Here is a 22,500-nt window from a genome sequence, read left to right on the forward strand (position 1 = left end):
GCGACTTTGCGCGGCAGCTGCGAAAGGCGCTACTTTTTGGCGGCGCGATGGCTGTGCTTCCCCTCCGGCTGGTGGGCCGCTTGGGGTTTGGGCCTTTACTTTCGGGTTTCTTTCGCGCCGCTTTTTCTTTACATGCCGCTTCTTTAAGGCCGCCTCCGGCGGGGAGGGACTCTGTCCCTCCACCCCGCAAGGGGGCAACCGCCCCCTTGACCCCACGGCGCTTCGCGCCTTTTTACTTGCTTTTTGTGGGGCGGGCGACTATAATAAAGCAAACTCTTTGCATGGGAGGCCCCTCTATGGACGAGCCTGTTCTGCTCCATCTGACCGAATCCGGCTTCCGCCAAGGCGAGGCCGGCGTCCTCCACCAGCGGGGCGTACACTCCACCTACCGTCTCCACACCCACGACTTCTACGAGCTCTTCCTGGTGCCAAACGGCAGCGCCATCCACGTGGTCAACGGCCAGACCCAAATCCTCACCGGCGGCTCCCTAGTGCTCATCCGCCCCAGCGACGTGCATAAGTACGAGCCCCTGGACGGCAGCGACTTCGAGCTGCTCAGCGCCGGAATACCCGCCGCCGCCTTTCGCCGCCTTTGCACCTACCTGGCGGTAGAGGAGCGGGTATTCCTGGCTCCCGCGCTGCCGCCCCACCGGGTCCTTTCCGGCTGGGTCTTGGCAGACACCGCCCGCCGCCTGTTAGAGGCGCCCACTGCGGCCCCGGACCTGGCCCTCTATGTGCTGGGGCTGTTCCCCGGGCTGGTGGGGGCGTTTTTAAGCGGTCCGCCCAAAGAGCCGCCCTTTCCCCCCTGGTTCTCCCAGCTGATTGAGGAGATGAACCGGCCGGAAAATTTTGTCCCCGGCCTGCCCCGGCTGCTGCGGCTGGCCAACTTCTCACAGGAGCACTTGACCCGGCTGTTCCGCCGGTACCTGGGGGCTACCCCCACCGAGTTCATCAACACCAAGCGCTTGGAGCTGGCCTGCGACCTGCTGCTGGCCGGAGAGGTCCCCGCCGCCCAGGTGGGCGGGCTGTGCGGTTTTAACAGCCAGAGCCATTTTTATCGTCTCTTTACCGCCCGCTACGGCTATCCGCCTAAAAAGTACCGGGACGCCTTTTTACACCAAAGCGCCGGAAGTTCATCCTCATTATAAGCTTTTTTAGGATAAAATCCACTGCTACATTGACGGGTTTTTCCACTATATTGATTTTTTATAGAAGATCAAATCCAAAACGGGATTCACCGCCAAGCCGCCTCTTAGTCTAAAAGCCTGTTTAGTATCTAGGCCCGCATAGATTGCAAGGTCAGATGTTTCGCCAGAGTGTTTAAATTGAATGCCGCCAATTAGGGCTTGTTTGAAAATAGAGGAAATGACGAATTTTTGGCCAGAAGGGGACAATTTCAAGGAGAAGAACCGCTGTAGTTAGCTGCGCTAACTACGTCACTCTGGCGATTGACGAGGATTTTCGACGTAGAAAGTGGCCTCTTCTGGCCAAAAAAGACGACGTTTTCGATTTTTCAAACAAGCCCTAGACCATTCTGTGGTCTTGGGCTTCAAGCAAGCGAAAGTTTGGGTGCTATGGTGAAAAATATGCCAGCTATGTGCGCCCCGATGCTAAACAGGCTTCTAAAGCCCAGAAAGAGGCACGCCAATGGGTTTCCCACCTTAAAAACAAATAAGGCGAAGCCCTGTTGCTCCGCCGTTCCTCTATATTCTATGAATAAGTTTTATAAGCCACGGCCCTTCTCCCCAATGAATGCCTTAGCTTCTTTCCTGTGGATGTAGAAGCCCATCGTCTTGCATCCTTATGAAGTCTCAAAACAATTTTGCTTCAGCTGTTTTCCCATATTTCTATCCTCTGTTCTGGGCCATCCTATAAGCATGGGAGCTTCTGGGCAGTGGTTGGCGCGGTTTTTGGCCAGAACCTTGGAGCTGTGGCAGGCGTAGCAGTACAGGCAGCCGTGGGCGCAGGTGTCGTAGCAGCCAATGTCCACGCTTTGGGCACAGCCGCACTCTGGCCGCTGGTTCTTATCCTTCTTCACCGGCCGGGCCGCGCCCCAGGGCCCGGCAAAGCGGGCCGGGTCCACGCAGCGGGCCCTTTCTATCCCCAGGGCACTTAGGTCCATGGGCTCGGCGCAGGCATCTATGGCCAGGCCACAGCTGTGGGCAATCCGGGCCAGCTCACCGGCCAGCCGGCGCTGTTCCTCTTGGGAAAAATCCACCAGGCCCAGGGGCTCCATAGCCCGGGCGGTGTTCCGGTAAAAGTCTAAAAAGCTGATGGTACACCGGCGGGTATAAGGGGCAAGGCGGCGGGTCAGCTCTCCAAAATAATGGACATGATAGGCAAAGCTGTAGTTTCGGCTAAGGAAAATGGGGTCGTACCGCCAGATCACCCGGTCGGGGCCCAGCTTTTCCGCCAACTGAATGAAAGCTGGGATCAGCTTTTGGCCTTTATTGGGCACCCCGGGCTCTACGTCCTGACCATAAGAGGTAATGGTAAACTGAAAATAATAGGCGTAGTCCTCCAGCTCCTTCAGCCGGGGCAGCAAGGGAGCGGGGTTTTTGGTCCAGAACACAATTCCCTCCACCGCCTGAGGAGAAAGATCCACCCGGCGGATCTGCTGGGGATTCATGGGATTGGGCACCAGGACCTCTCCGGCCTGAAAACAGTGGAGCAGCCAGGAAGTATAATAGGCAGGGATGTCCGTGCGGCGGCTGGCGCTGAGAATCATGGGGGCCCTCCTTACCGGCATTCATTTGTTGAAAAGGCCTCACGGCCTGGCTGTAGACTGCCTGGGAATATGGGCGCATGGCAGCAAGATTCTGGGATTGTCCGCCTGCCGCCCCGCCATAAGATCCAACAGGATCTTGGCACTGGCCCGCCCCATTTGGGCAAGCGGAAGATCAATGGTCGTTAGAGCGGGAATCACAAAGCCAGAGGCACTGTCATTGTCGAAACCATGCAGAGAAAGGTCCTCTGGTACCCGAACACCCCGCTCATGGGCTGCTTTCATGGCGCCAAAGGCCATGGGATCGTTCATGCAGAAAATGGCCGTAGGGGGCGCGGGCAGGTCCAGCAGCCTGCCGCACTGCTCGTATCCCATGCTAAACCCCCAGCTGCCTGTGCAGACATAGGCTGGGTCAAAAACCAGGTCGTGTTCCATCAAGGACTCGGTATAGGCCTGCATCCGCCGGTGGGTGGGAATGGAATTGATCGGCCCGGAGATTAGGGCAATCCGCTGGTGGCCTAGTCCAGCCAAGTAGTCCACAGCCAGCTTTGCCCCCTGATAATCATCATAGTTTACCGTATAGTCGTCCCCGCTTTTGGTAAAGCAGTAGGCGTATACCACGGGAAAAGGCAGCTCTGGTAAAATCCCCTCTACGTCCCTAGGGTGCAGGCCCACATAGATCAGGCCGCTGACCCGAGAGGCCAGCAGGCTGGTAACACTGAGCTCCACAGAATGCCGGAACTCTGGCAGACAGACCAGTTTATCATACTCCACGTACTTTTGTAAAAGGGCCAGGTGCTCCAGCCGCAGGTTATATAGACTCAGGGCAAAGTCCTGGGCCTCGCACACAGCGGAGATTCCTTCTATAATCTGCCCGGTCATGAAGGCCCCGATGTCCTCCACAACAATTCCAATGGTGCTGGTCCGGCTGGTTTTTAGATCCTTGGCCAGCGTGTTTGGGATATAATTCAGCTGCTTAATGGCAGCCCGCACCCGGGCCTCGGTTTTTGGTGCGGTGGTCCCCTTGCGGTTAATCACATTGGACACCGTGGCCACAGAAACACCAGCCAGGGCAGCCACATCGTTGATGGTACTGATGGTCAAAAGAACCACCTCCTTGGTTTCTCAAACAAACCGTTTTTTTAAGGCAATACCGCAGAATTCTAAGTACCGTATTGCGCAGTCAGATTTTTCTTCAGAGGGTACAGATTGAGCGCCGTCCATCTCACCATTGACCAGCGAAAGCTGTGCCCTATCACGGAAAATCTGCAAGCAAGACGGTGCTTAAGGCGCCACCCGCGAATGGTGCGGGGGTGCCTTAAGGAAAAGCCGCTCCTTAAATATCAGGAAAACACAGGTATGCCCCATGGAACGGACAAGCGGCTGATAAAACGTTTCAAATTTCAGAAAAATCCATAATGTTCGTAGTATAGCATAGGCCCAGAAAATTTGCAAGCGCTATCTTATATATCCTTGTGCCAGAAGTGGTAAGTCAGGGAAAAAGTGGAATTTTTTTGGAAAAGACGGAAAAAAGGTTGACATCGTTTTCCCCCTGTGATATTATTATAGCCAAAAAAGAGTAAAACTTTATCCTAAAACTTGAAACGTTTTAATGAGTGTGCTACACCCCTGACCTGTTTTGGAGAAAACATGCCCAATCGCCCTAGCTGTTCTGGAAAAAAGGTAGCAAAACCGGCGAAAAACCCTTGGGGGGTCTTGGGAGGCGGTAACGAGCTTTCTCACAAATGAGCGGTTTTTTACAAAACAAATTGAAACGATTCAAGTTTTGGACCAGAAAATTCCCCCGGGCCTTTGGCCGGACTGGCAAAAAGCCCTTGCCAGAACCCCCGGGAGAGTTCTGGAAAAATCCGCAAAAGGAGGAACGGACTATGGCGGAAAAATCGCCAAGCCAAAAGGGTAGGCTGTTCAAAAGGTTCGTACGAGAGCGCGAGCTCTGGTTTTGGAGCGTTCTGTGCATTATATGGTGGGTGGTGTTCTTCCTCATTCCCCTATACGGCATTGTGTATGCGTTTTTCGACTATGTACCGGGCCGGGACCTCTCTTGGGACCGGTTTGTGGGGCTAAAGCATTTCGCCGCTTTCTTCCAGGGCAAAGACGCGGGCACCATCATCCGAAACACCCTGATTATCGGCGGACTAAACACCACAGTCGGCTTTGTCGCCCCCATTGCGCTGGCCCTGCTCTTTGACGAACTGCGCAGCTCCAAGCTAAAGCGTGTGACCCAGACTATCTCTTACCTGCCCTATTTTGTGTCCTGGGTGGTGGTGGCCAGCATCCTGACCGCCACACTTAGCAGTGAGGGCGTGGTAAACGAGGTGCTGATGAGCTTGGGCCTTTTGGAAAAGCCCATCCTGTTTTTGCAAGAGGGCAAGTACTTCTGGGGCATGATTACCATTGTGAACATCTGGAAAAACATTGGCTACAGCACCATTTTATACATGTCTGCCATCGCGGGCATTGACCAGGAACTATATGAGGCCGGCGCTGTGGATGGCCTGGGCCGCTGGGGCATGGTAAAGCATATCACCCTGCCCAGTATCCTGCCCACCATTGTGCTGCTATTCATTTTGGGCATTGGCGGCATTTTGAATATTGGCTACGAGCAGCATCTGCTCATTGGCCAGCCCACCACCCGGGAATACTGGGATATTATCGACACCTACGTGTACCGCTTCGGCGTACAGATGGGGCGGCATTCTTTTGCCATTGCCGTGGGGCTGATGAAGTCTGTGATTGGCCTCACCCTGGTGTTTGTCACCAACTGGATCTCAAAAAAGACCATGAGCATGTCTATATTTTAAAGGGAAAGGAGGAATAAGCTTATGCGTTTCAGCAAATCCAGTAAGTCCAGCCATGCCAATACCCACTCGGCCGCCAACGGGCGGCTGCGGCTGGCAAAAAAGACTGTTTCCAGCCAAGTTTTCGACGTGGTAAACGTGATTATTATGATCCTGCTGATTTTTGTGATGATCTACCCTTTCTGGAACCAGCTGATTGTCTCGCTAAATGACGGTATTGATACCCAGCGGGGCGGTCTGTACTTCTTCCCCCGGATGTTCACTCTCAATAACTATGACTACATTTTGAAGTCCGAGGGCCTGGGCTCTGCGGTGATGTGGTCTCTGCTGCGGGTTTTTGTGGGCACCATTACCCACCTAATATGCAGCGGGTTTTTAGCCTATATTACTACCGTAAAGTTCTTCTCCTTCCACCGGCCTCTACGCACCATGTTCCTTATCACAATGTACATATCCGGGGGCATGATTCCCATTTACCTGTGGTATACCAAGATTGGCCTTTTAGAGACTTTCACGGTCTATTGGCTGCCAGGGCTTATTGGGGCCTATGATATGATGCTGATTGCCTCCTACATTGAGGGGCTGCCCGACGCAGTGACCGAGTCGGCCCGGATTGACGGAGCCCGAGAGGTAACTATCTTCTTCCGGGTAGTGGCTCCCCTGTGCGTGCCCGTGTTTGCCGCTTTGGCAGTGATGACCGCTGTGGGCCACTGGAACTCCTGGTTTGACACCATGCTGTACAACTCTTCCGGCAAATATGACACCCTGCAAATGCTTTTGCGAGACATCCTCATAGAGTCTGACAAGATTAAAAAGCTGATGCAGGACGCCACAGTGGGCGCGGACGCTGTAAAGAGCCAGGTGTCCCGCATTTCCACGCAGTCCATGCGGGCAGCCACCACTATGATTGTAACCATTCCCATTGTGTGCGTGTACCCCTTCTTCCAGCGGTACTTTGTAAAGGGTATTTCCATTGGCGCGGTAAAGGGATAAAGCGGCACGGGTGGTTTTTTGGCAAGACGCGAAGCGTTAATGGGACAAGGGAACAGTTCCCTTGTGGATGATCAAGGCAGAGCCTTGATCATCCTGCGCCGAACCATGCTTTCTAGCTTCCAGCCAACCCAACCGGCAGGACGGCAAAACTTTTACGGTTTCTCTGGAACACTAGACGCCTCCGCGCCCTGTCTTCAAACGGCTTCTATTGCTTGGCAGTTTTGAATAGAGGCAGCCGGACTGTCCGGCTGAACATCACAAAAACAGAAAGGATGAACCAAACTATGAGCAAGACAAAACGCATTCTCGCCCTGGTACTGGCCCTGGCGCTGGTTCTGGCTTTGGCGGCCTGCGGCGGAGACAGCGGCTCTTCGAGCTCCACACCGGAGTCCTCCAAGACGGATGCTTCCTCCGCTTCCTCCAGCTCTACAGAGAGCGGCGGCGGCGATTCCGCCCCCACTGGCGAGACCAACAAGTACGGCTGGGAAGTGCCCGCCGAGACCCTGAAGTTCTCTTACTTTTATGCGGACGACGGCACCATGGCCCAGGACGAAGAGGACGAGCGCCTGGCCGAGACCGCCCAGGTGCTAAAGGATGAGTTCAATGTGGAGATTGAGCGCATCGTCTACAAGCAGGACCCCACCGAGCGCTTGAACCTGATGCTGGCTGGCAACGACTACCCGGACGTGATCTCCGGCATGCCGGACGCTATGGCCGAAACCTTCATCGACCAGGGCCGTGCCCAGCAGCTGGACGACCTTCTGGACCAGTACGGCCAGAATATTGTGAGCGGCTATGGCAAGTACCTGAACCTAATGCGGGACGACGAGGGTAAGATCTTTAAGCTGGCCCACTCTTGGGGCCACACCACCGACGGCATGGGCCGTGACTTTGCGGTGCGCTGGGACTGGCAGCAGGAGACCGGCCTGCCCCTGTACGACAGCTTTGACAGCTACTATGAGACCATCAAGAAGATCGTGGAAAACCACCCCACCAATGACGCGGGCGAAAAGGTCTATGGCTTTACAGCTTTCTCTGAGAAGGGCGAGGAGTTCTATAAGACTCCTCTGGCCTACCTGGGCTTGTTCGGCGTCAGCGGCGGTGTAAACACCAGCGGCGGTTCCATTACCCACTATTACAAGCTGAACGACGACGGGAGCATTGCCTACTGGGTGGACACCGAAGAGGGCCTGCGGGTGGCAAAATATATCAACCAGTTCTGGCGTGACGGCCTCATTGACCCCGACTTCCAGACCAAAGACTACGACGCCTCTGTGGCCTTTATGTCCAACGAGCGCGTGGCCGGCAACATTGGCACCTGGTGGCACAACCACGTGGGCGGCCACCAGATCTGGATGTCCACCGAGGACGACTGGACCATTGAGAAGCGCATGCAGTGCGTGACCTTCCAAGAAGGCGACGCCACCCCCGCCCTGATTTCCGACAACTTTATCCGCACCACCCGCTGCATCATTACCGACAAGTGCCAGAACCCTGAAAACGTGATGAAATACTGGAACTGGGAGGTTACCCCCCTGGGCCTGGCCTTTGTTACCATGGGTCCCGAGGGCGAAGAGCGGGCCTGGAGCATTGACGAGAACGGAGACGCTAAGTTCAGCGACCTGTACTGGTACGGTAAAGAGGGCGATGATACCTTCCTGTGGGATAGCTGGGAAGAGGACATGGGCAGCTTTAACTACTGGATGATGGCCCCGGGCTATACCCCCGAGGACAAGATGGACAACCCCGGCGAGGGCTGGGCCGATCCTGTGGTGAAGATTAACGCGTGGGACCCCATTGGCGACTTCAGCCAGCTGGATCAAGACAAGCTGGCCCCTGGCAACAAGGTCATGCAGTCCCACTATGAGACCTCCACGCCTTATCTGTGGGACCAGACCCTGTGGACCCTGAGCTTCTCTCCGGACGACCCCGAGCAGCTGATCAACCAGGACGTGGCGGACTGCATTTCCAGCGCATGGGTGCAGGTGGTTATGGCCAACACCGAGGAAGAGTGCGTAGAGCTCTTTGAAAAGATGAAGAACGACCTGCACGCCATGGGTCTAGACGACCTGGTGGCGTTCCAGCAGGCAGCCCTGGATAAGAACAGGGCCAAGATGGAAGGCAACTAAGTCAACTAAGTCAACACAATTTTCATTTGTCTTATAGCTGGTGACCAGCCCGCGTCTCCTTTTTTGGCGGCGCGGGCTGGCTGCTTAATAAACACCATGGCTCCTGTGGCCTGGCCGCTTTGTGAGCCCTCACTCCCCTGCCCCCAAAGCTCTTGGGCAGATTTATCATAAGAAAATTTTTACCCAGAAAGGAAATCACCATGCCTTACCAAGACATCAACCTGAAAAACATCAAAGTGGACGACGGTTTCTGGAACAAACGCATCCGCAACGCAGTAGAAAACGTGGTGCCCTACCAGTGGCGGGTCCTTAACGACCAAGAGCCCGGCGCCGCCCCCAGCCACGCGGTGATGAACTTTAAAATTGCCGCTGGAATGGAAGAGGGGGAGTTCTCCGGTTATCAGTTCCAAGACAGCGACCTGGCCAAGTGGATGGAGGCCGCGTCCTTTAGCTTGATCTACCATGATTCTGCGAAAGTCCGGGCCGCCCTGGAAGAGGCGATTGACATTATTGAAAAAGCCCAGCAGTCCGATGGCTACCTGGACACCCACTATATTCTGGCAAAACCAGACAAAAAGTGGCGGGAGATTGCCCATGGCCACGAACTGTATTGCTCGGGCCATATGCTGGAGGCCGCCGTGGCCTACTATACCGTTACTGGCAGCGACCGGCTACTGAAGGTGATGGAGAAAAATGTACGGCTTATCCGCCAGGTGTTTGGCAAGGGAGAGGGACAGATCGACTCCTACCCGGGCCACGAGGAACTGGAGCTGGCCCTGATGAAGGCCTACCGGGCCACCGGGGAGCCGGTCTATTTTGACCTTGCCCAGTACTTTGTGGAAAATCGAGGCGAAAAGCCCGGATTTATGGAAGAGGACCGCTTTTTAGAGCTCAGCGGCAAGGACCGCTGGCTGGGCCCCGACTATCACCAGGCCCATGCCAAAATTCGGGACCAGAAGGCCGCCGAGGGCCACGCGGTGCGGGCCATGTACTTCTTCACCGGGGCGGCGGACGTAGCCCTGGAGACCGGCGACCCCACCCTAAAGGCGGCCCTGGAGGACCTGTGGCGCAATGTGACAGGCCGACGGATGTACATTACCGGAGGCGTGGGGTCTCAAGGAGACGGAGAGCGCTTTACCATTGACTACGACCTGCCTAATGACACCTGCTACACCGAGACCTGCGCGGCCATTGGCCTGGCCATGTGGGCCCTGCGGATGCTGCGCCTGGAGCCAGATTCCCGCTATGCGGACGTGATGGAGCGGGCCCTGTACAATAATGTTCTTAGCGGCATCTCCGAGGATGGGGAGCATTACTTCTACGTGAATCCCCTACAGCTGAAGCCGGACGTGGCCAAGTACCGCCGGGACCACGAGTCTGTGGAGCCGGAACGGGTAAAATGGTTTGGCTGCGCCTGCTGCCCGCCCAACGTAATCCGTACTCTGTGCGGCCTGGGGGGCTATGTATATACCCAGCAGGGGAATGCCATCTACCAGCACCTGTATGTGGGCCACAGTGCGGAGATGGAGACAGATAAGGGCACGGTCCGGCTTTGCTGCCAGTCCTCCATGCCCTGGCAGGGCGCGGCCTCCATTACCTACTACGGGCCAGAGGGGGTCACCCTATATCTGCGGGTGCCGGAGTATGCCAAAAACTTTACCGTATCCCAGAGCGGCACGGTCCTGAACCTTAACATTGAAAAGGGCTACGCAAGACTAGAGCCAAAGGACGGCTGCACCTACCAGGTGAGCTTTGCCATGGAGGCCCAGTTTGTCCAGGCCAACCCCCGGGTTACCGAGGATTGCGGCAAGGCCGCGGTGCTGCGGGGGCCCCTGGTATATTGTGCGGAAGAGGCGGACAACGGCCCCCTGCTGAACAGCTTTACAGTGGATATGGGCATAGCTCCCACAGCGGAAGAGATCCCGCTCTTTGGGGGCATTACCCTGCTGAAGGTAAAGGGCACCCGCCCCGACCCAAACCAGTGGCCGGAGGACCAACTATATAGCCCGGCTCCCAGCGCCCGGGTAAATGCAGAGCTGAAGCTAATTCCCTACTTCCTATGGAACAATCGGGGCCTGGGGGAAATGTTGGTGTGGATGAACGCCCGATAGAGAAAGCGGCAAAAAAAGATAATATAGCCGCCAGATAAAACATCCACACCCGTGCCGGGCCGCCCCAAGAGGGGCCTTATCTGCCCAAAAATCATGTTAACGCATTTGGGCCGGTCAAGGCTCTTGCTTGGGGAGTTCTAATGGTGGCGGGTACTGAAGGGCGCTTTTTCTGGCAAGTGTCCTTCCCTGTAATGCGTTTTTAAGGGACAGAGCAAGGCCGCGGGGCTCTGTCTCCCACCCGGAAGGGGCCTAACGCCCTTTCACGGCGCAGTGTATTCATCTTTTGTTTCTATTCTATATTTTTAAAGGAGTTCCTTCTATGCAACGCTTTTTTAAGGAAAACGGCGCCCTGGTCTGGCGGGGCAATGGCGAGACTCTGGTTCTGGAGCCCTGGGGGCCGGACAGCCTTCGGCTGCGCTCCCGAATGATGGGAGATATTTTGGACGATGATTTTGCCCTGCTGCCCAATCCCCCCGCCCATGGCCCAGTTCAAATTGAGGTGGAGGACCAGCGGGCCAGCATCACCAACGGCAAAATTCGCGCCGAGCTGGACTATGACCCCTGGTTCCGAAACTGCCGGGTTCATTACTATAATCAAGAGGGCAAACTTCTGCTGGAAGAGGCCTTTAACTACGGCGGCCTGAAGAAGTACGCCCGGGAGTTTATCCCCCTGCCTGGGGGCGACTACCGGCTGACCCTAAACTTCGAGGCCCCGGAGGACGAGAAGCTCTTCGGCATGGGCCAGTATCAGCAGGAATATTTGGACCTAAAGTACAGCGTGGTGGAGATGTCCCAGCGGAACACCCAGGTGAGCGTGCCCTTTCTGCTCTCCAGCCGGGGCTACGGCTTTTTGTGGCACAACCCCGCCGTGGGCAAGGCCACCTTTGCCAAAAACTTTACCCAGTGGCAGACCGACGCCAGCCGTCAGGCGGACTACTGGATTACCGCTGGGGACAGCCCCGCCGAAATCATTACCCGCTACGCCTCGGTAACGGGTACCGCCCCCATGATGCCCGAGTACGGCCTGGGCTTTTGGCAGTGCCGCCTGCGGTACTGGAACCAGGAACAGCTGCTGGAGGTGGCCCGGGAGTACAAGCGCCGGGGCCTGCCCCTGGACGTAATTGTGGTGGACTTCTTCCACTGGCCCAAGATGGGGGACTTCCGCTTTGACCCAGAGTTTTTCCCAAACCCCAAAGCCATGGTGGACGAGCTGAAAGAAATGGGCGTGGAGCTGATGGTCTCTGTATGGCCGCAAATTGCCCTGACCAGCGAGAACTATGAGGAAATGCGCCAGCAGGGCCTGCTGGTGCGTGCCGAGCGGGGCAACCAGGTGACCATGCAGTGGCCGGAGGACAGCACCTTTTACGACGCCACCAACCCCCGGGCCCGGGCCTATGTGTGGGAGAAGTGCAAGAAGAACTACTACGACTACGGCATCCGCATTTTCTGGCTGGACGAGGCGGAGCCCGAGTACGGGGTGTGCGATTTTGACAACTACCGCTATCACCTGGGCAACGCCTCCCGGGTGAGCAATATCTACCCCCAGCTGTATGCCCGGGGCTTTTACGAGGGCATGGAGCAGGCGGGGCAGAAGAACATTGTCAACCTGATTCGCTGCGCCTGGGCTGGCAGCCAGCGGTATGGGGCCCTGGTGTGGTCCGGGGACATTGACAGCACCTGGGTGGACTTCCGGCGGCAGATCTGCGCGGGCCTGAACATCTCCCTGGCGGGCATCCCCTGGTGGACCACAGACATTGGCGGCTTTTCCGGCGGCGACCCCACAGACCCAGCCTTTCAAGAGCTGCTGGTGCGGTGGTTTCAGTTTGGCGCCTTCTGCCCGGTAATGCGCCTGCACGGCGACCGGGTCCCCTCCAAGATGATCTATAATAAGGCCGGGGACAAGGTGATGCACGCCGGGGCCGACAATGAGATATGGAGCTTTGGGGAAGAAAACTATCAGATTTTGCGGAAGTATGTGCTCTTCCGGGAGACCATGCGGCCCTATGTGCGCCAGCTAATGCGGGAGGCCCACCAGACCGGCGCGCCGGTGATGCGGGCCATGTTCTACCAGTTCCCGGAGGACGCTAAGTGCTGGGAGCTGACAGACCAGTACTGCTTTGGCCCGGATGTGCTGGTAGCCCCGGTAACCCAGCCGGGGGCTGCGGAGCGAACCGTGTACCTGCCCGCCGGGTGCGGGTGGACCAGCCTGCACGACGGGGCCCGCTATGAGGGCGGCCAAACCGTGACCGCCAGCTCCCCCCTGGAGGTGATTCCCGTGTTCCTGCGAGAGGGAACCCACCAGGAGTGGATAAAGGCCCTTGACTCCTTCCCCGTTTTCCATTAAAATATAAAATCGACATATCTTGACAGGAGGCACTTTCTCATGAACAAAGATTTCTACGCCGGTAACCGCCGGCGTCTATACGAACAGATGAAGCCGGGCTCCCTGCTGGTCCTCTTCTCCGGCATGGAGGTCCGCAAGACCAATGATGAGTTCTACCCCTTCTACACCAACCGCAACTTCCTCTACCTGACCAACCTGGACCAAAAGGAGTCCGCCCTGATTGCCCAAAAAGACAGTGCCGGCCAGGTGACGGAAAAGGTCTATCTGCTGCCCCCGGATCTGATGGCCGAGCGCTGGACTGGGAAACGCATTCAGCCGGACCAGGCGGCAGAGCTCTCTGGCATAGAGAGCATCGGCCTGGTGGGTGAGTTTCAGGCCGAGCTGCACCGGCTGGCTGCCAGCGGACGCTTTCAGCACTTATACCTGGACCTGTACCGGGCCTCTCCCTCTGACCGGGATGAGCCCGCCCACCTGCTGCTCAAGCGAGTACAGAGCGATTACCCCTACCTAAGGGTGGAGAACGCCAACGCCCTGATCCGCCGGCTGCGCACTATTAAGCAGCCCTGTGAAATCGCGGCCCTGCGAAAGGCGGAAGAGATTACTTCAGCGGGTATCACCGCCATGATGCGGGCCTCGAAGCCCGGCATGTACGAGTACCAGTACAAGGCGGTGTTCGACTATGCCCTGGGCCAATACGGGCCCCAGGGGCCAGGGTTCCCCTCTATTATCTCCGCGGGGAAAAACAATTTCTGCATTCACTACTACGCCTACCAGGGCCAGGCCCTGGATGGGGACATGGTCCTCAATGACGTAGGGGCCTGGTATGACCATATGATCACTGACGTTTCCAGGGGCTGGCCCTGCAACGGCAAGTTTAACGACCGCCAGCGGCAGCTCTATGAGATGGCTCTGGCGACCTCGGACCACATGTTTGGCATCATTAAGCCGGGGATGAAAATGGCTGATGTAGACGGCGAATCCCACCGGTATTGCGCCCGGCTGATGAAGGACGCGGGACTTTTGGATGACGTGAAAAACATCGGCCGGTACATGTGGCACGGCGGGGCCCACCACGTGGGCTTTGACGTTCACGACGTGGTGGAGGTCCCAGAGGTGATTGGCCCGGGCATGGTGTTCTGCGTGGACATCGGTATCTATCATGAGGAGCTGGGCATTGGCTTTAGACTGGAGGATAACTGCCTGGTCACCGAGACAGGCTGCGAGAACCTCTCGGCCTGCACGCCCCGGACCATAGAGGCCATTGAGGACACCATGCGCCAGAATTTCGTGGCGTTTTAAGCATGGGGAGCGGGGAATGAACGAGGTACTGATGATCGTGATGGCCGTGGGCGCGGTGCTGGGGGGCTTTGACCGGCTGCGGGGCAACAAGTGGGGCTTTGGCGACAAGTTCGAGACCGGCTTTATGCTGCTGGGCTCCATGGCCCTGTCTATGGCCGGGATGATCTGCCTGGCCCCGGTGCTGGCCAACTGGCTGGGCCGGGTTATTGTGCCCTTGTATCAGCTGATGGGCGTGGACCCAGGCATGTTCGGCAGTGTGCTGGCCATTGATATGGGCGGCTACCAGCTCTCCAAAGAACTGGCCAGAGACCCGCAGATTGGCAGTTACGCGGGCCTGGTGGTAGCGGCCATTTTCGGCTGTACCCTGGTGTTTACCGTGCCGGTGGGCATGGGGCTAATTCAGCGGGAGGACCGGCCCTTTTTTGCCCAGGGGGTGATGCTGGGTCTAGCGGCCATGCCGGTGGGCCTGGCTGTGGGCGGGCTGCTCTGCGGCCTGACCTTACTGGAATGCCTGTGGCAGAACCTGCCGGTGTTCCTTTTGGCAATCCTGCTGTTTATTGGCCTACGGCTGATCCCGAACAAGATGGTGAAGGGCTTCTGCCTCTTGTCCGAGGGCATCCGCTGGCTGGTGACCATTGGCCTGGTGCTGGCCGCCGTGGAGTCCATGACTGGCTGGAACCCCATTCCGGGCATGACCCCTATTGCCGAGGCAATGGATACTGTGGCCTCTATCGGTGTGGTGCTGCTGGGCAGCCTGCCTATGGCGGAGTTGATCCGCCGCCTGCTGGTGCGGCCCTTTGCCTGGCTGGGGGACAGGCTGGGCATGAAACCCCAAAGCCTGACGGGCATGCTGGTGGGCCTGGTCAGCGCCCTGCCCACCCTTTCTATGTACAAGGATATGGACAGCCGGGGCAAGGTGGCGGCAGGGGCCTTTTTGGTCAGTGGTACCAGTCTTTTGGCCGCGCACATGGCCTTTGTGGTTAGCACCGAGCCCCCCATGCTTTTAGCCGTGCTGGCCGCCAAGCTGGCCGGGGCCCTGGCCGCCGTAGCACTGGCCCTGGCCTCTCGAAAAAAGGAAGCGGGGGCGTGAGACCGCTCTCCCAAAGATAGCAAAACGCCGGGACTCTAAAGCAGAAGTTCCGGCGTTTTTTATCATACCTTTGGTTAAGGCAACACCGCGCAATACGGTGCTTAGAATTGTGCGGTATTGCCTTAACTTAAGCAAAGATAAGTTTCCACGTAGAGACCATGTTCCCATGGGCCCTAGAGTGCCACTCTAAAAATCACAAAGGGCCAAGACTTGGTTTTGCCAAGCCCCGACCCTTTGACCGCTGTCTTTTCCCTATCCTGTTGTTCGGTGGTAATATTAGTAGTTCTCGGGCTTTACCTGGAAATAGCTCTGGGGATGGGCGCAGACCGGACAGACCTCCGGGGCCTTCTTGCCCACGCAGATGTGGCCGCAGTTCCTGCACTGCCAAATGGCGTCCCCGTCCTTAGAGAACACCGCCCCTTCCTCCAGGTTCTTCAGCAGCTTACGGTAGCGTTCCTCGTGCTCCTTTTCAATCTTCGCTACGCCCTCAAACAGGTTAGCAATCTGGTCAAAGCCCTCTTCCCGGGCGGTCTTGGCAAAGCCCGCGTACATGTCGGTCCACTCGTAATTTTCTCCTTCGGCCGCGGCCTTCAGGTTCTCCTTGGTCTCGCCAATACCGCCATTGAGCAGCTTAAACCACATTTTGGCGTGTTCCTTCTCGTTGGCGGCGGTCTCCTCGAAAATGGCGGCGATCTGCTCGTAGCCGTCCTTACGGGCCTTGCTGGCAAAGTAGGTGTACTTGTTGCGGGCCTGGCTCTCACCGGCAAAGGCGGTAAGCAGGTTAGCCTCGGTTTTGCTTCCTTTTAGTTCAGGCATGGGACGTTCCTCCTTGTAAAAAATTTAGCCGTATTAAGATTGCAATGCGTGTACTTGTGGCCTTGATATACTGCTTTTAGATATTATGGCATAAAATGGCAAAAATGTCAATAATTCTTATTTTTAGAAATCTGGGAAGCGGTCATATTGGGAAATCAAAAAAACACCTAGGGCAATCCCGCAGAATTCTAAGTACCGTATTGCGCAGTCAGATTTTTCGTGAGAGGGTACAGATTGAGCGCCGTCCATCTCACCATTGACCAGCGAACGCTGTGCGCTATCACGGAAAATCTGCAAGCAAGACGGTGCTTAAGGCGCCACCCGCGAATGGTGCGGGGTTGCCCTAGAGAATTTCCATAACCTTTTCCCCACAGTTTTCTCTATTCAAAAGATCAAACGTGCCGAGTATCTGCCGAAAAGCTGGTTGACCAGCGTCCTTGGACTAACTTCCTATTTTGAATTTGTAAAATTATCGTGAAGCCTGGGAACAGGCTGTTGAAAATTCCGGTCAGGAAGGGTATACTATGAGCAATAGAATACGTTAAAGGTGTTGATTTTTGTGTTTTTCCAAAGGTTCCAGCGCTTTTTGTACGGCCGCTATGGTACAGACCAGATGAGTATGGTTCTGCTGGTGCTAGGCTTAGTATTGTCCCTAGTGGGCGGAATATTCTTTTGGCCGCTCACTCTTTTGGCAGACGCTGTATTTATCTATGCGCTGTTCCGCACCTTTTCCCGGAACATTGCCGCCCGCCAGCGGGAGCTGGCAGCTTTTATGAAGCGATGGGAGCCGATTTCCCGGTGGTTCCGGGTGCAAAGGGAGCGGTTCCGCCAGCGCAAGACCTATAAGTATTTCAAATGCCCAAACTGCCGCCAGCAGCTGCGGGCGCCCCGCGGCAGGGGGAAAATTGAGGTAACCTGCCAGCGGTGCCGAAGCGTTTTTCAGACTAAGACTTAGTCTTTGTCCCCACCCCAGCCAGCTGCTTAATGGCAGGGGATAGGTGGGGAGAATGGGAAAAAACCGAAGTAAACGTTTGTGGGGGTAAAGCCCCAGACCTTTAATGAGGAGAGCAAGATGAGAGAAAAGTTTTCTAAAAATATGCTGGGCACTGGCTGCCTACTGATTGCCTTTGCGGGGGCAGTCACCTTGGCTGTGCTGCGGTTCGACCAGGTGTGGGCCGCCCTGACTACCTTGGGCAACACGGTGGCTCCCCTGATAGGGGGCCTGGTGCTGGCCTATATTTTGAATGTGTTCGTCCACTTTTTTGAGGATATTGCTTTTAAGCCCTTTTCCAGAATAAAATCCCCTATGTGGAAAAAGGCCCGCCGCCCCCTGGCCATTACCCTGGCCTACCTGGTGGTGCTTCTGGTGGCTGTGTTTATCTGCTGCTTTATTATCCCCAGCCTGGTGGAGTCCGTCAGCGGCCTGGCGGCCACCATACAAAAAACCGCGCCGGTGTATGTCAACCAGTTTATGGCATGGGCCAACCAGGTTGCTCTGGAATATGACCTGACCTTTGTCCAGGACTTTTTGCGGGGCTTTAACTGGAGTTCCATGCTTACGGACGTGACAAAGGTCACCACCGAGTTTTTGGCCTCCCTGTTCAATGTTACCGTGAACCTGGCCTCCGGCGTTTTTTCCGTGATTATGGGTTTCATCTTTTCGGTATACATGCTTTTTGGAAAAGAAAAGCTGCTGCGCGGCACCAAGGACGCTCTGCGGGCATTTTTGCCCCACCGGGCCGCCGCGGTGGCCGCCCACGTGGGCCGGCTAAGCAACCGGGTGTTTTTCTCCTTTATCAAAGGGCAGCTTACCGAATGTGTGATTTTGGGGGTGCTGTGCTACCTGGGCATGAGCCTTTTGGGCCTGGACTATGCCCTGCTCATCTCCTCTGTGGTGGCGCTGGGGGCCTTAATTCCCATTTTGGGGGCCTATGTCGGCGCAGGGGTGGGGGCCTTTATCCTATTGCTTGTACACCCCATTGACGCTCTGATCTTTGTGATCTTCCTGGTAATCTTACAGCAGGTGGAGGGCAACCTGATCTATCCCCGGGTGGTGGGCTCCTCGATTGGCCTGCCGCCTCTGTGGACCATGTTCGCGGTGCTGTTCTGGGGAGGCGTCCTGGGCATTGTGGGCATCTGGATTGGCACCCCAGTAACAGCGGTAGCCTACCGTTTGCTGCGCACAACAGTCTATAGCCGGCTGCGTAAACGGGACTCGCTGCCAGAAACGCTAGAAACAGCGGCAGAGAAAGCCTCTTCAAAAGAAGCGGGGGAATAACGCGCACAGGCATCGCGCCGCGCTGCCCGTATGGCACTGACACCTGTACGCTCCCTGCTAAAAACAGAAGAAGGAGCCTCCTCCATATACGGAAGAGGCTCCTTTTCGCGTACTTTTTATAAAATACTTGGGGATATGGTCATGCGGCCTTAGTGGTTCATAACCTCCCAGTACATCTTGGTCTTGGTGCTCACCTCACCCTGGGTGATCGTAAAGGCCATCTCTGGCAGGGACAGCTCCCCCAGACCACTGGGCTCGGGAATGGTGGGGGTGGCGGTTACGGTCATACCCTCTCCGGTAAAGGCGAACAGGAACCGCCGCCCGCTGGCACGACGGGTGTTGCGGATCTGCACCTCCAGCACATCCCGGCCGCGCCAAGATCCGTTAAGGCCATAGGGCGTTCCATCCACCTCAGTCATGGCAAAATGGCCGTTCATGCCCAGGTTCAGGGTGGCTGTACCAGTATTTTGGGTCACAATCAGCTGGGCCTTGCCGTCCTCAAACCGGAAGCCAAGAGATTCCAGCTGGCCGCCAGCAGGGGCAAAGCTCCCTACCCCGCCCACCAGGTCCGCAAACCCCGGCAAGGGGCTGTTGGGTATGTAGACCGCACCGTTTAGCGAGCCCTCGGCCCCGGGGTTGCGCATGCCGAACAGCGGGTTCAGTTCCAGGCGCTCCAGGCGCTTTTGCAGCACATGCTGGGCATGGGGGTCCTCCGGCAGGGGGCCATCAGCCATTTTGGGCAGCAGCTGATGGTAGACCGCGTCCAGGGCAGGCTGAAGGGTCTGAGAGGCCGAATGGATCACCAGCACGGCGTCCTGCTGGGTCATCACTACGCCAAACTGGCCATAGGCCCCGTCCCCCCGGAACACCCCGGGCTGGCTGCACCGCCAGAACTGGAAGCCGTAGCCAGACTGCCAGTCCGGGTCGCCGCCCCAGCCGGCTCCGGCGTTCTCGATCTGCTTGGAGGTGGCCAGGTCAAACCACTCTGGGTTCAGCAGCTGCTTGCCCTGCCAGCTGCCCTTGTTGGCCACAAACTGCACAAACCGTGCCATGTCCTCAATGGAGATGGACATGCCCGCGCCGCCCATCTGGGTGCCGTCGGCCATGGGCTGGCAGAAGATGTCCGCCATGCCAAGAGGCTGGAACAGCCGGGGCCCAAGGAACTGGGTCAGGGACAGGCCGGTCTTTTTGGTGATTATGGCGCTAAGCAGGTTGGTGCCAGCGGTGTTATACATAAAATGGGTGCCTGGCTCGTACACAAAGGGATGATGCATAAAGTCATGAATCCAGTCCACGCTGCCGCCTCCGGCCCACTCAATCTCATCCTGGTGGCCACAGCCCATCATCAGCACGTGGCGCAGCTGGCATTTTTGCAGATTCTCGCTGGGGTTCTCGGGGACATGCTCGGGAAACAGGTCCACCAGCCGGTCGTCCAGGCTGAGGATGCCCTCCTGCACCGCGAATCCTATGGCGGTGGAGGTCAGGCTTTTACTAAAGGAGAACATAATGTGGGGCACCCCGGGCTGATATGGGGCCCAGGTTCCCTTGGCGCAGAGCTTGCCGTGGCGCAGCAGCATAAAGGCGTGCATCTCGATACCGACGCTATAGAGCTCGTCCAGCATTGCGCCGATGGCGGCGGAGGGGATCCCTACGCTTTCGGGGGTGACGGTTTGAAAATCCACGGTGATTACCTCGCTTATATAAAAAATTTAGGGATAGCAAAAAAGCGGAAGCCTTGCGCGGCCAAAAAGCGTGGGTCTTTAGAGGCGGGAAAACGCCGGCGCAACGCCACAGAGAGCGGGAGGCTAGGGGGCGCTAGGCTTCTTGACCCTCATTCTTACTAGCGCTCTTTGGCGGGCAGAGCGTGGCGTAAACATAAGTGTCCTTCCAAACAGGGCGTCCGTCCGCATCCCGCCAAAAGAAAACGTTCTGCCGCAGATGGCCTTCCCGCTGAAACCCCAGGGCCGCTAACAGCCGCCAGGAGTTCTCGTTTTGAGGGTCGCATTCAGCAAAAATCCGGTGGGCTCCGTCCGCAAAGGCCTGGCGCAGTACGGCCCGGCAGCTTTCAGACGCCAACCCCTTGCCCCAGTATCTCCGGTTAAACACAAAGCCTAGCTCTAAAGACTGGAACTCCCGCTGGCCCAGGTATACGTTACCAATGACCCTGCCGGTCTCCTTTAACTCTACCGCCATCATCTCATCCCAGCAGATGCGCCTGTCCAGCTCGGCTCTGGCCTCCTCCAGGCTCATCGCCTGGTAGGGCTCGAACCGTACTACCTCTGGGTCTGAAAGGTACTGGAAAAGGTCCTCCAGGTCCTTTCCCTGAAAAGGACGTAAGCGCAGGCGCTTTGTTTCTATCGTCATTGTTTTTTGTCCATCTCCTTCTATTTTTCCTGTTCTTAGTTTAACACGGTTTAATTCAACTTGCAATGTGCCATACTGGTAAAAGTGGAAATTTTTTTCGAAAGGCGGTTACTCTCATGGTAAAAATTCAAAAGGTGTTTGGCTGCGAAATTCTGGACTCCCGGGGAAATCCCACGGTCAGCGCCACGGTGCAGCTCACCGACGGCACAGTGGGCACGGCGGCGGCCCCTTCCGGCGCCTCTACCGGCAAGTTCGAGGCTGTGGAACTGCGGGACGGCGACGACCGCCGCTACGGCGGCAAGGGCGTACTAAAGGCAGTACGCAACGTGAACGAGATCATCTCTCCCGCGCTGGAGAAAATCCACTGCCTCACCGTGCGGGAGGTGGACCATGTGCTGAAAAAGCTGGACGGTACCCCCAACAAGGCCCACCTGGGGGCCAATGCCACCCTGGCGGTGTCGCTGGCCTGCGCCCGGGCCATTGCCGCCCACTACCGGATGCCCCTCTACCGCTTTCTGGGTGGCGCGGCGGCCTATAAGCTGCCGGTTCCCATGATGAACATTCTCAACGGCGGGGCCCATGCCAGCAACAATATTGACATTCAGGAGTTTATGATTGTGCCCTCTGGCGCGGAGACCTTTAAGGAGGGGCTGCGCTGGTGCAGCGAAATTTACCACGCCCTGGGGGCCCAGCTGAAAGCCAAAGGCCTTTCCACCGGCGTGGGAGACGAGGGCGGCTTTGCCCCGGACCTCTCCAGCGACGAAGAGGCCATAGAGGAAATCTTAGCGGCCATTGAAAAGGCGGGCTACAGCGGCCGGGTGCAGCTGGCCCTGGACGCCGCAGGCAGCGAATGGGCGGTAGAAGGGGGCTATCACCTACCCAAGCGGAATAAGAACCTGGACCCCGACGACTTAATCGAGTACTGGGAGGGACTCATTGGCCGGTACCCCATCATCTCCATTGAGGATCCCCTAGGGGAAGAGGACTTTAAAAATTGGGCCGAGCTAACCGCCCGTATTGGCCACCGGGTACAACTGGTGGGGGACGACTTGTTCGTTACCAACATGGAGCGATTACAGCAGGGCATTGACCAAGGAGCAGGAAACGCTATTTTGATTAAGCCCAACCAAATTGGCACCTTGACCGAGACATTCCAGGCCATTGACCTGGCCCGGCGCAGTGGGTATAATACCATTATCTCCCACCGGTCAGGGGAGACGGAGGATACCTTTATCGCGGACCTGGCCGTGGCGGTAAACGCGGGGCAGATCAAGACCGGGGCCCCCTGCCGCACCGAGCGGGTGGCCAAGTATAACCGGCTGCTGCGCATTGAGGAAGCGTAAGCGGACGGCGATGCCGCCTGGTCCAAAAGAGAAAGAACACCTCTTTGGAACTAGGTTAAGGCAATACCGCACAATTCTAAGTACCGTATTGCGCGGTGTTGCCTTAACTATACAAGAAAGGCCGGAACCCAGCCAGGGCTCCGGCCTTTCTCTTATTTATGCCGCTTTCGTACCATGGCCAAAATTCCC

At 56.8% G+C, this 22,500-nt stretch carries 16 protein-coding genes; 11 read left to right on the forward strand and 5 right to left on the reverse strand.

All coding sequences use genetic code 11. The features are described from left to right. Window positions 1-296: 296 nt before the first annotated feature. Window positions 297-1,148, forward strand: a complete 852-nt coding sequence (locus U8U68_RS09180; RefSeq protein ID WP_322200513.1) for a helix-turn-helix transcriptional regulator — start codon at window positions 297-299, stop codon at window positions 1,146-1,148. Between the two features lie 653 nt (window positions 1,149-1,801). Here U8U68_RS09180 and U8U68_RS09185 read toward each other — a convergent pair. Beyond that, window positions 1,802-2,728, reverse strand: a complete 927-nt coding sequence (locus U8U68_RS09185) for a DUF1848 domain-containing protein (protein WP_322200514.1) — start codon at window positions 2,726-2,728, stop codon at window positions 1,802-1,804. Between the two features lie 39 nt (window positions 2,729-2,767). After that, window positions 2,768-3,829 (reverse strand): LacI family DNA-binding transcriptional regulator, encoded by a 1,062-nt coding sequence (locus U8U68_RS09190; RefSeq protein ID WP_322200515.1) that lies wholly within the window; start codon window positions 3,827-3,829, stop codon window positions 2,768-2,770. 785 nt (window positions 3,830-4,614) lie between these two features. Between U8U68_RS09190 and U8U68_RS09195 the strand changes: the two genes are divergently transcribed. The 7 genes from U8U68_RS09195 (at window position 4,615) to U8U68_RS09225 (ending at window position 15,510) form a co-directional block, all read left to right on the forward strand. After that, window positions 4,615-5,547 (forward strand): ABC transporter permease, encoded by a 933-nt coding sequence (locus U8U68_RS09195; protein WP_322200516.1) that lies wholly within the window; start codon window positions 4,615-4,617, stop codon window positions 5,545-5,547. A 21-nt stretch (window positions 5,548-5,568) separates the two neighbouring features. After that, a complete protein-coding gene (locus U8U68_RS09200; protein ID WP_322200517.1) occupies window positions 5,569-6,537 on the forward strand; it encodes a carbohydrate ABC transporter permease in 969 nt (322 codons plus the stop codon). 284 nt (window positions 6,538-6,821) lie between these two features. After that, complete coding sequence (locus tag U8U68_RS09205) at window positions 6,822-8,666, forward strand: type 2 periplasmic-binding domain-containing protein (RefSeq protein WP_322200518.1); 1,845 nt, start codon at window positions 6,822-6,824, stop codon at window positions 8,664-8,666. A 200-nt stretch (window positions 8,667-8,866) separates the two neighbouring features. After that, on the forward strand, window positions 8,867-10,777 hold the full coding sequence (locus tag U8U68_RS09210; RefSeq protein WP_322200519.1) for a glycoside hydrolase family 127 protein: 1,911 nt from the start codon (window positions 8,867-8,869) through the stop codon (window positions 10,775-10,777). A gap of 319 nt (window positions 10,778-11,096) precedes the next feature. Further along, window positions 11,097-13,121 carry a glycoside hydrolase family 31 protein gene (locus tag U8U68_RS09215; protein WP_322200520.1) on the forward strand — a complete coding sequence of 675 codons (2,025 nt, stop codon included), beginning with the start codon at window positions 11,097-11,099 and terminating at the stop codon, window positions 13,119-13,121. A 39-nt stretch (window positions 13,122-13,160) separates the two neighbouring features. Continuing rightward, window positions 13,161-14,420, forward strand: coding sequence for an aminopeptidase P N-terminal domain-containing protein (locus U8U68_RS09220; RefSeq protein ID WP_322200521.1), 1,260 nt, complete (start codon window positions 13,161-13,163; stop codon window positions 14,418-14,420). Window positions 14,421-14,436: 16 nt separating this feature from the next. After that, on the forward strand, window positions 14,437-15,510 hold the full coding sequence (locus U8U68_RS09225; protein WP_322200522.1) for an ethanolamine utilization protein EutH: 1,074 nt from the start codon (window positions 14,437-14,439) through the stop codon (window positions 15,508-15,510). Between the two features lie 276 nt (window positions 15,511-15,786). Here U8U68_RS09225 and rbr read toward each other — a convergent pair whose 3' ends face one another. Continuing rightward, window positions 15,787-16,326 (reverse strand): rubrerythrin, encoded by a 540-nt coding sequence (gene rbr, locus U8U68_RS09230; RefSeq protein ID WP_322200523.1) that lies wholly within the window; start codon window positions 16,324-16,326, stop codon window positions 15,787-15,789. 559 nt (window positions 16,327-16,885) lie between these two features. Between rbr and U8U68_RS09235 the strand changes: the two genes are divergently transcribed. Continuing rightward, window positions 16,886-17,281 (forward strand): hypothetical protein, encoded by a 396-nt coding sequence (locus tag U8U68_RS09235; RefSeq protein WP_322200524.1) that lies wholly within the window; start codon window positions 16,886-16,888, stop codon window positions 17,279-17,281. 117 nt (window positions 17,282-17,398) lie between these two features. After that, complete coding sequence (locus tag U8U68_RS09240) at window positions 17,399-18,604, forward strand: AI-2E family transporter (protein WP_322200525.1); 1,206 nt, start codon at window positions 17,399-17,401, stop codon at window positions 18,602-18,604. Between the two features lie 149 nt (window positions 18,605-18,753). On the opposite strand, the gene U8U68_RS09245 is transcribed toward U8U68_RS09240, so the two are convergent. Further along, window positions 18,754-20,286: a serine hydrolase domain-containing protein gene (locus U8U68_RS09245; RefSeq protein ID WP_322200526.1), complete on the reverse strand. Its 1,533-nt coding sequence runs from the start codon at window positions 20,284-20,286 to the stop codon at window positions 18,754-18,756. Between the two features lie 133 nt (window positions 20,287-20,419). Continuing rightward, window positions 20,420-20,968 carry a GNAT family N-acetyltransferase gene (locus tag U8U68_RS09250; RefSeq protein WP_322200527.1) on the reverse strand — a complete coding sequence of 183 codons (549 nt, stop codon included), beginning with the start codon at window positions 20,966-20,968 and terminating at the stop codon, window positions 20,420-20,422. Window positions 20,969-21,084: 116 nt separating this feature from the next. Here U8U68_RS09250 and eno point away from each other — a divergent pair, with 116 nt between their 5' ends. Next, a complete protein-coding gene (gene eno, locus U8U68_RS09255; RefSeq protein WP_322200528.1) occupies window positions 21,085-22,311 on the forward strand; it encodes a phosphopyruvate hydratase in 1,227 nt (408 codons plus the stop codon). The last annotated feature ends 189 nt before the right edge of the window (window positions 22,312-22,500 follow it).

Source organism: Acutalibacter intestini, from assembly GCF_034334985.1.
Lineage (GTDB): Bacteria > Bacillota > Clostridia > Oscillospirales > Acutalibacteraceae > Acutalibacter > Acutalibacter intestini.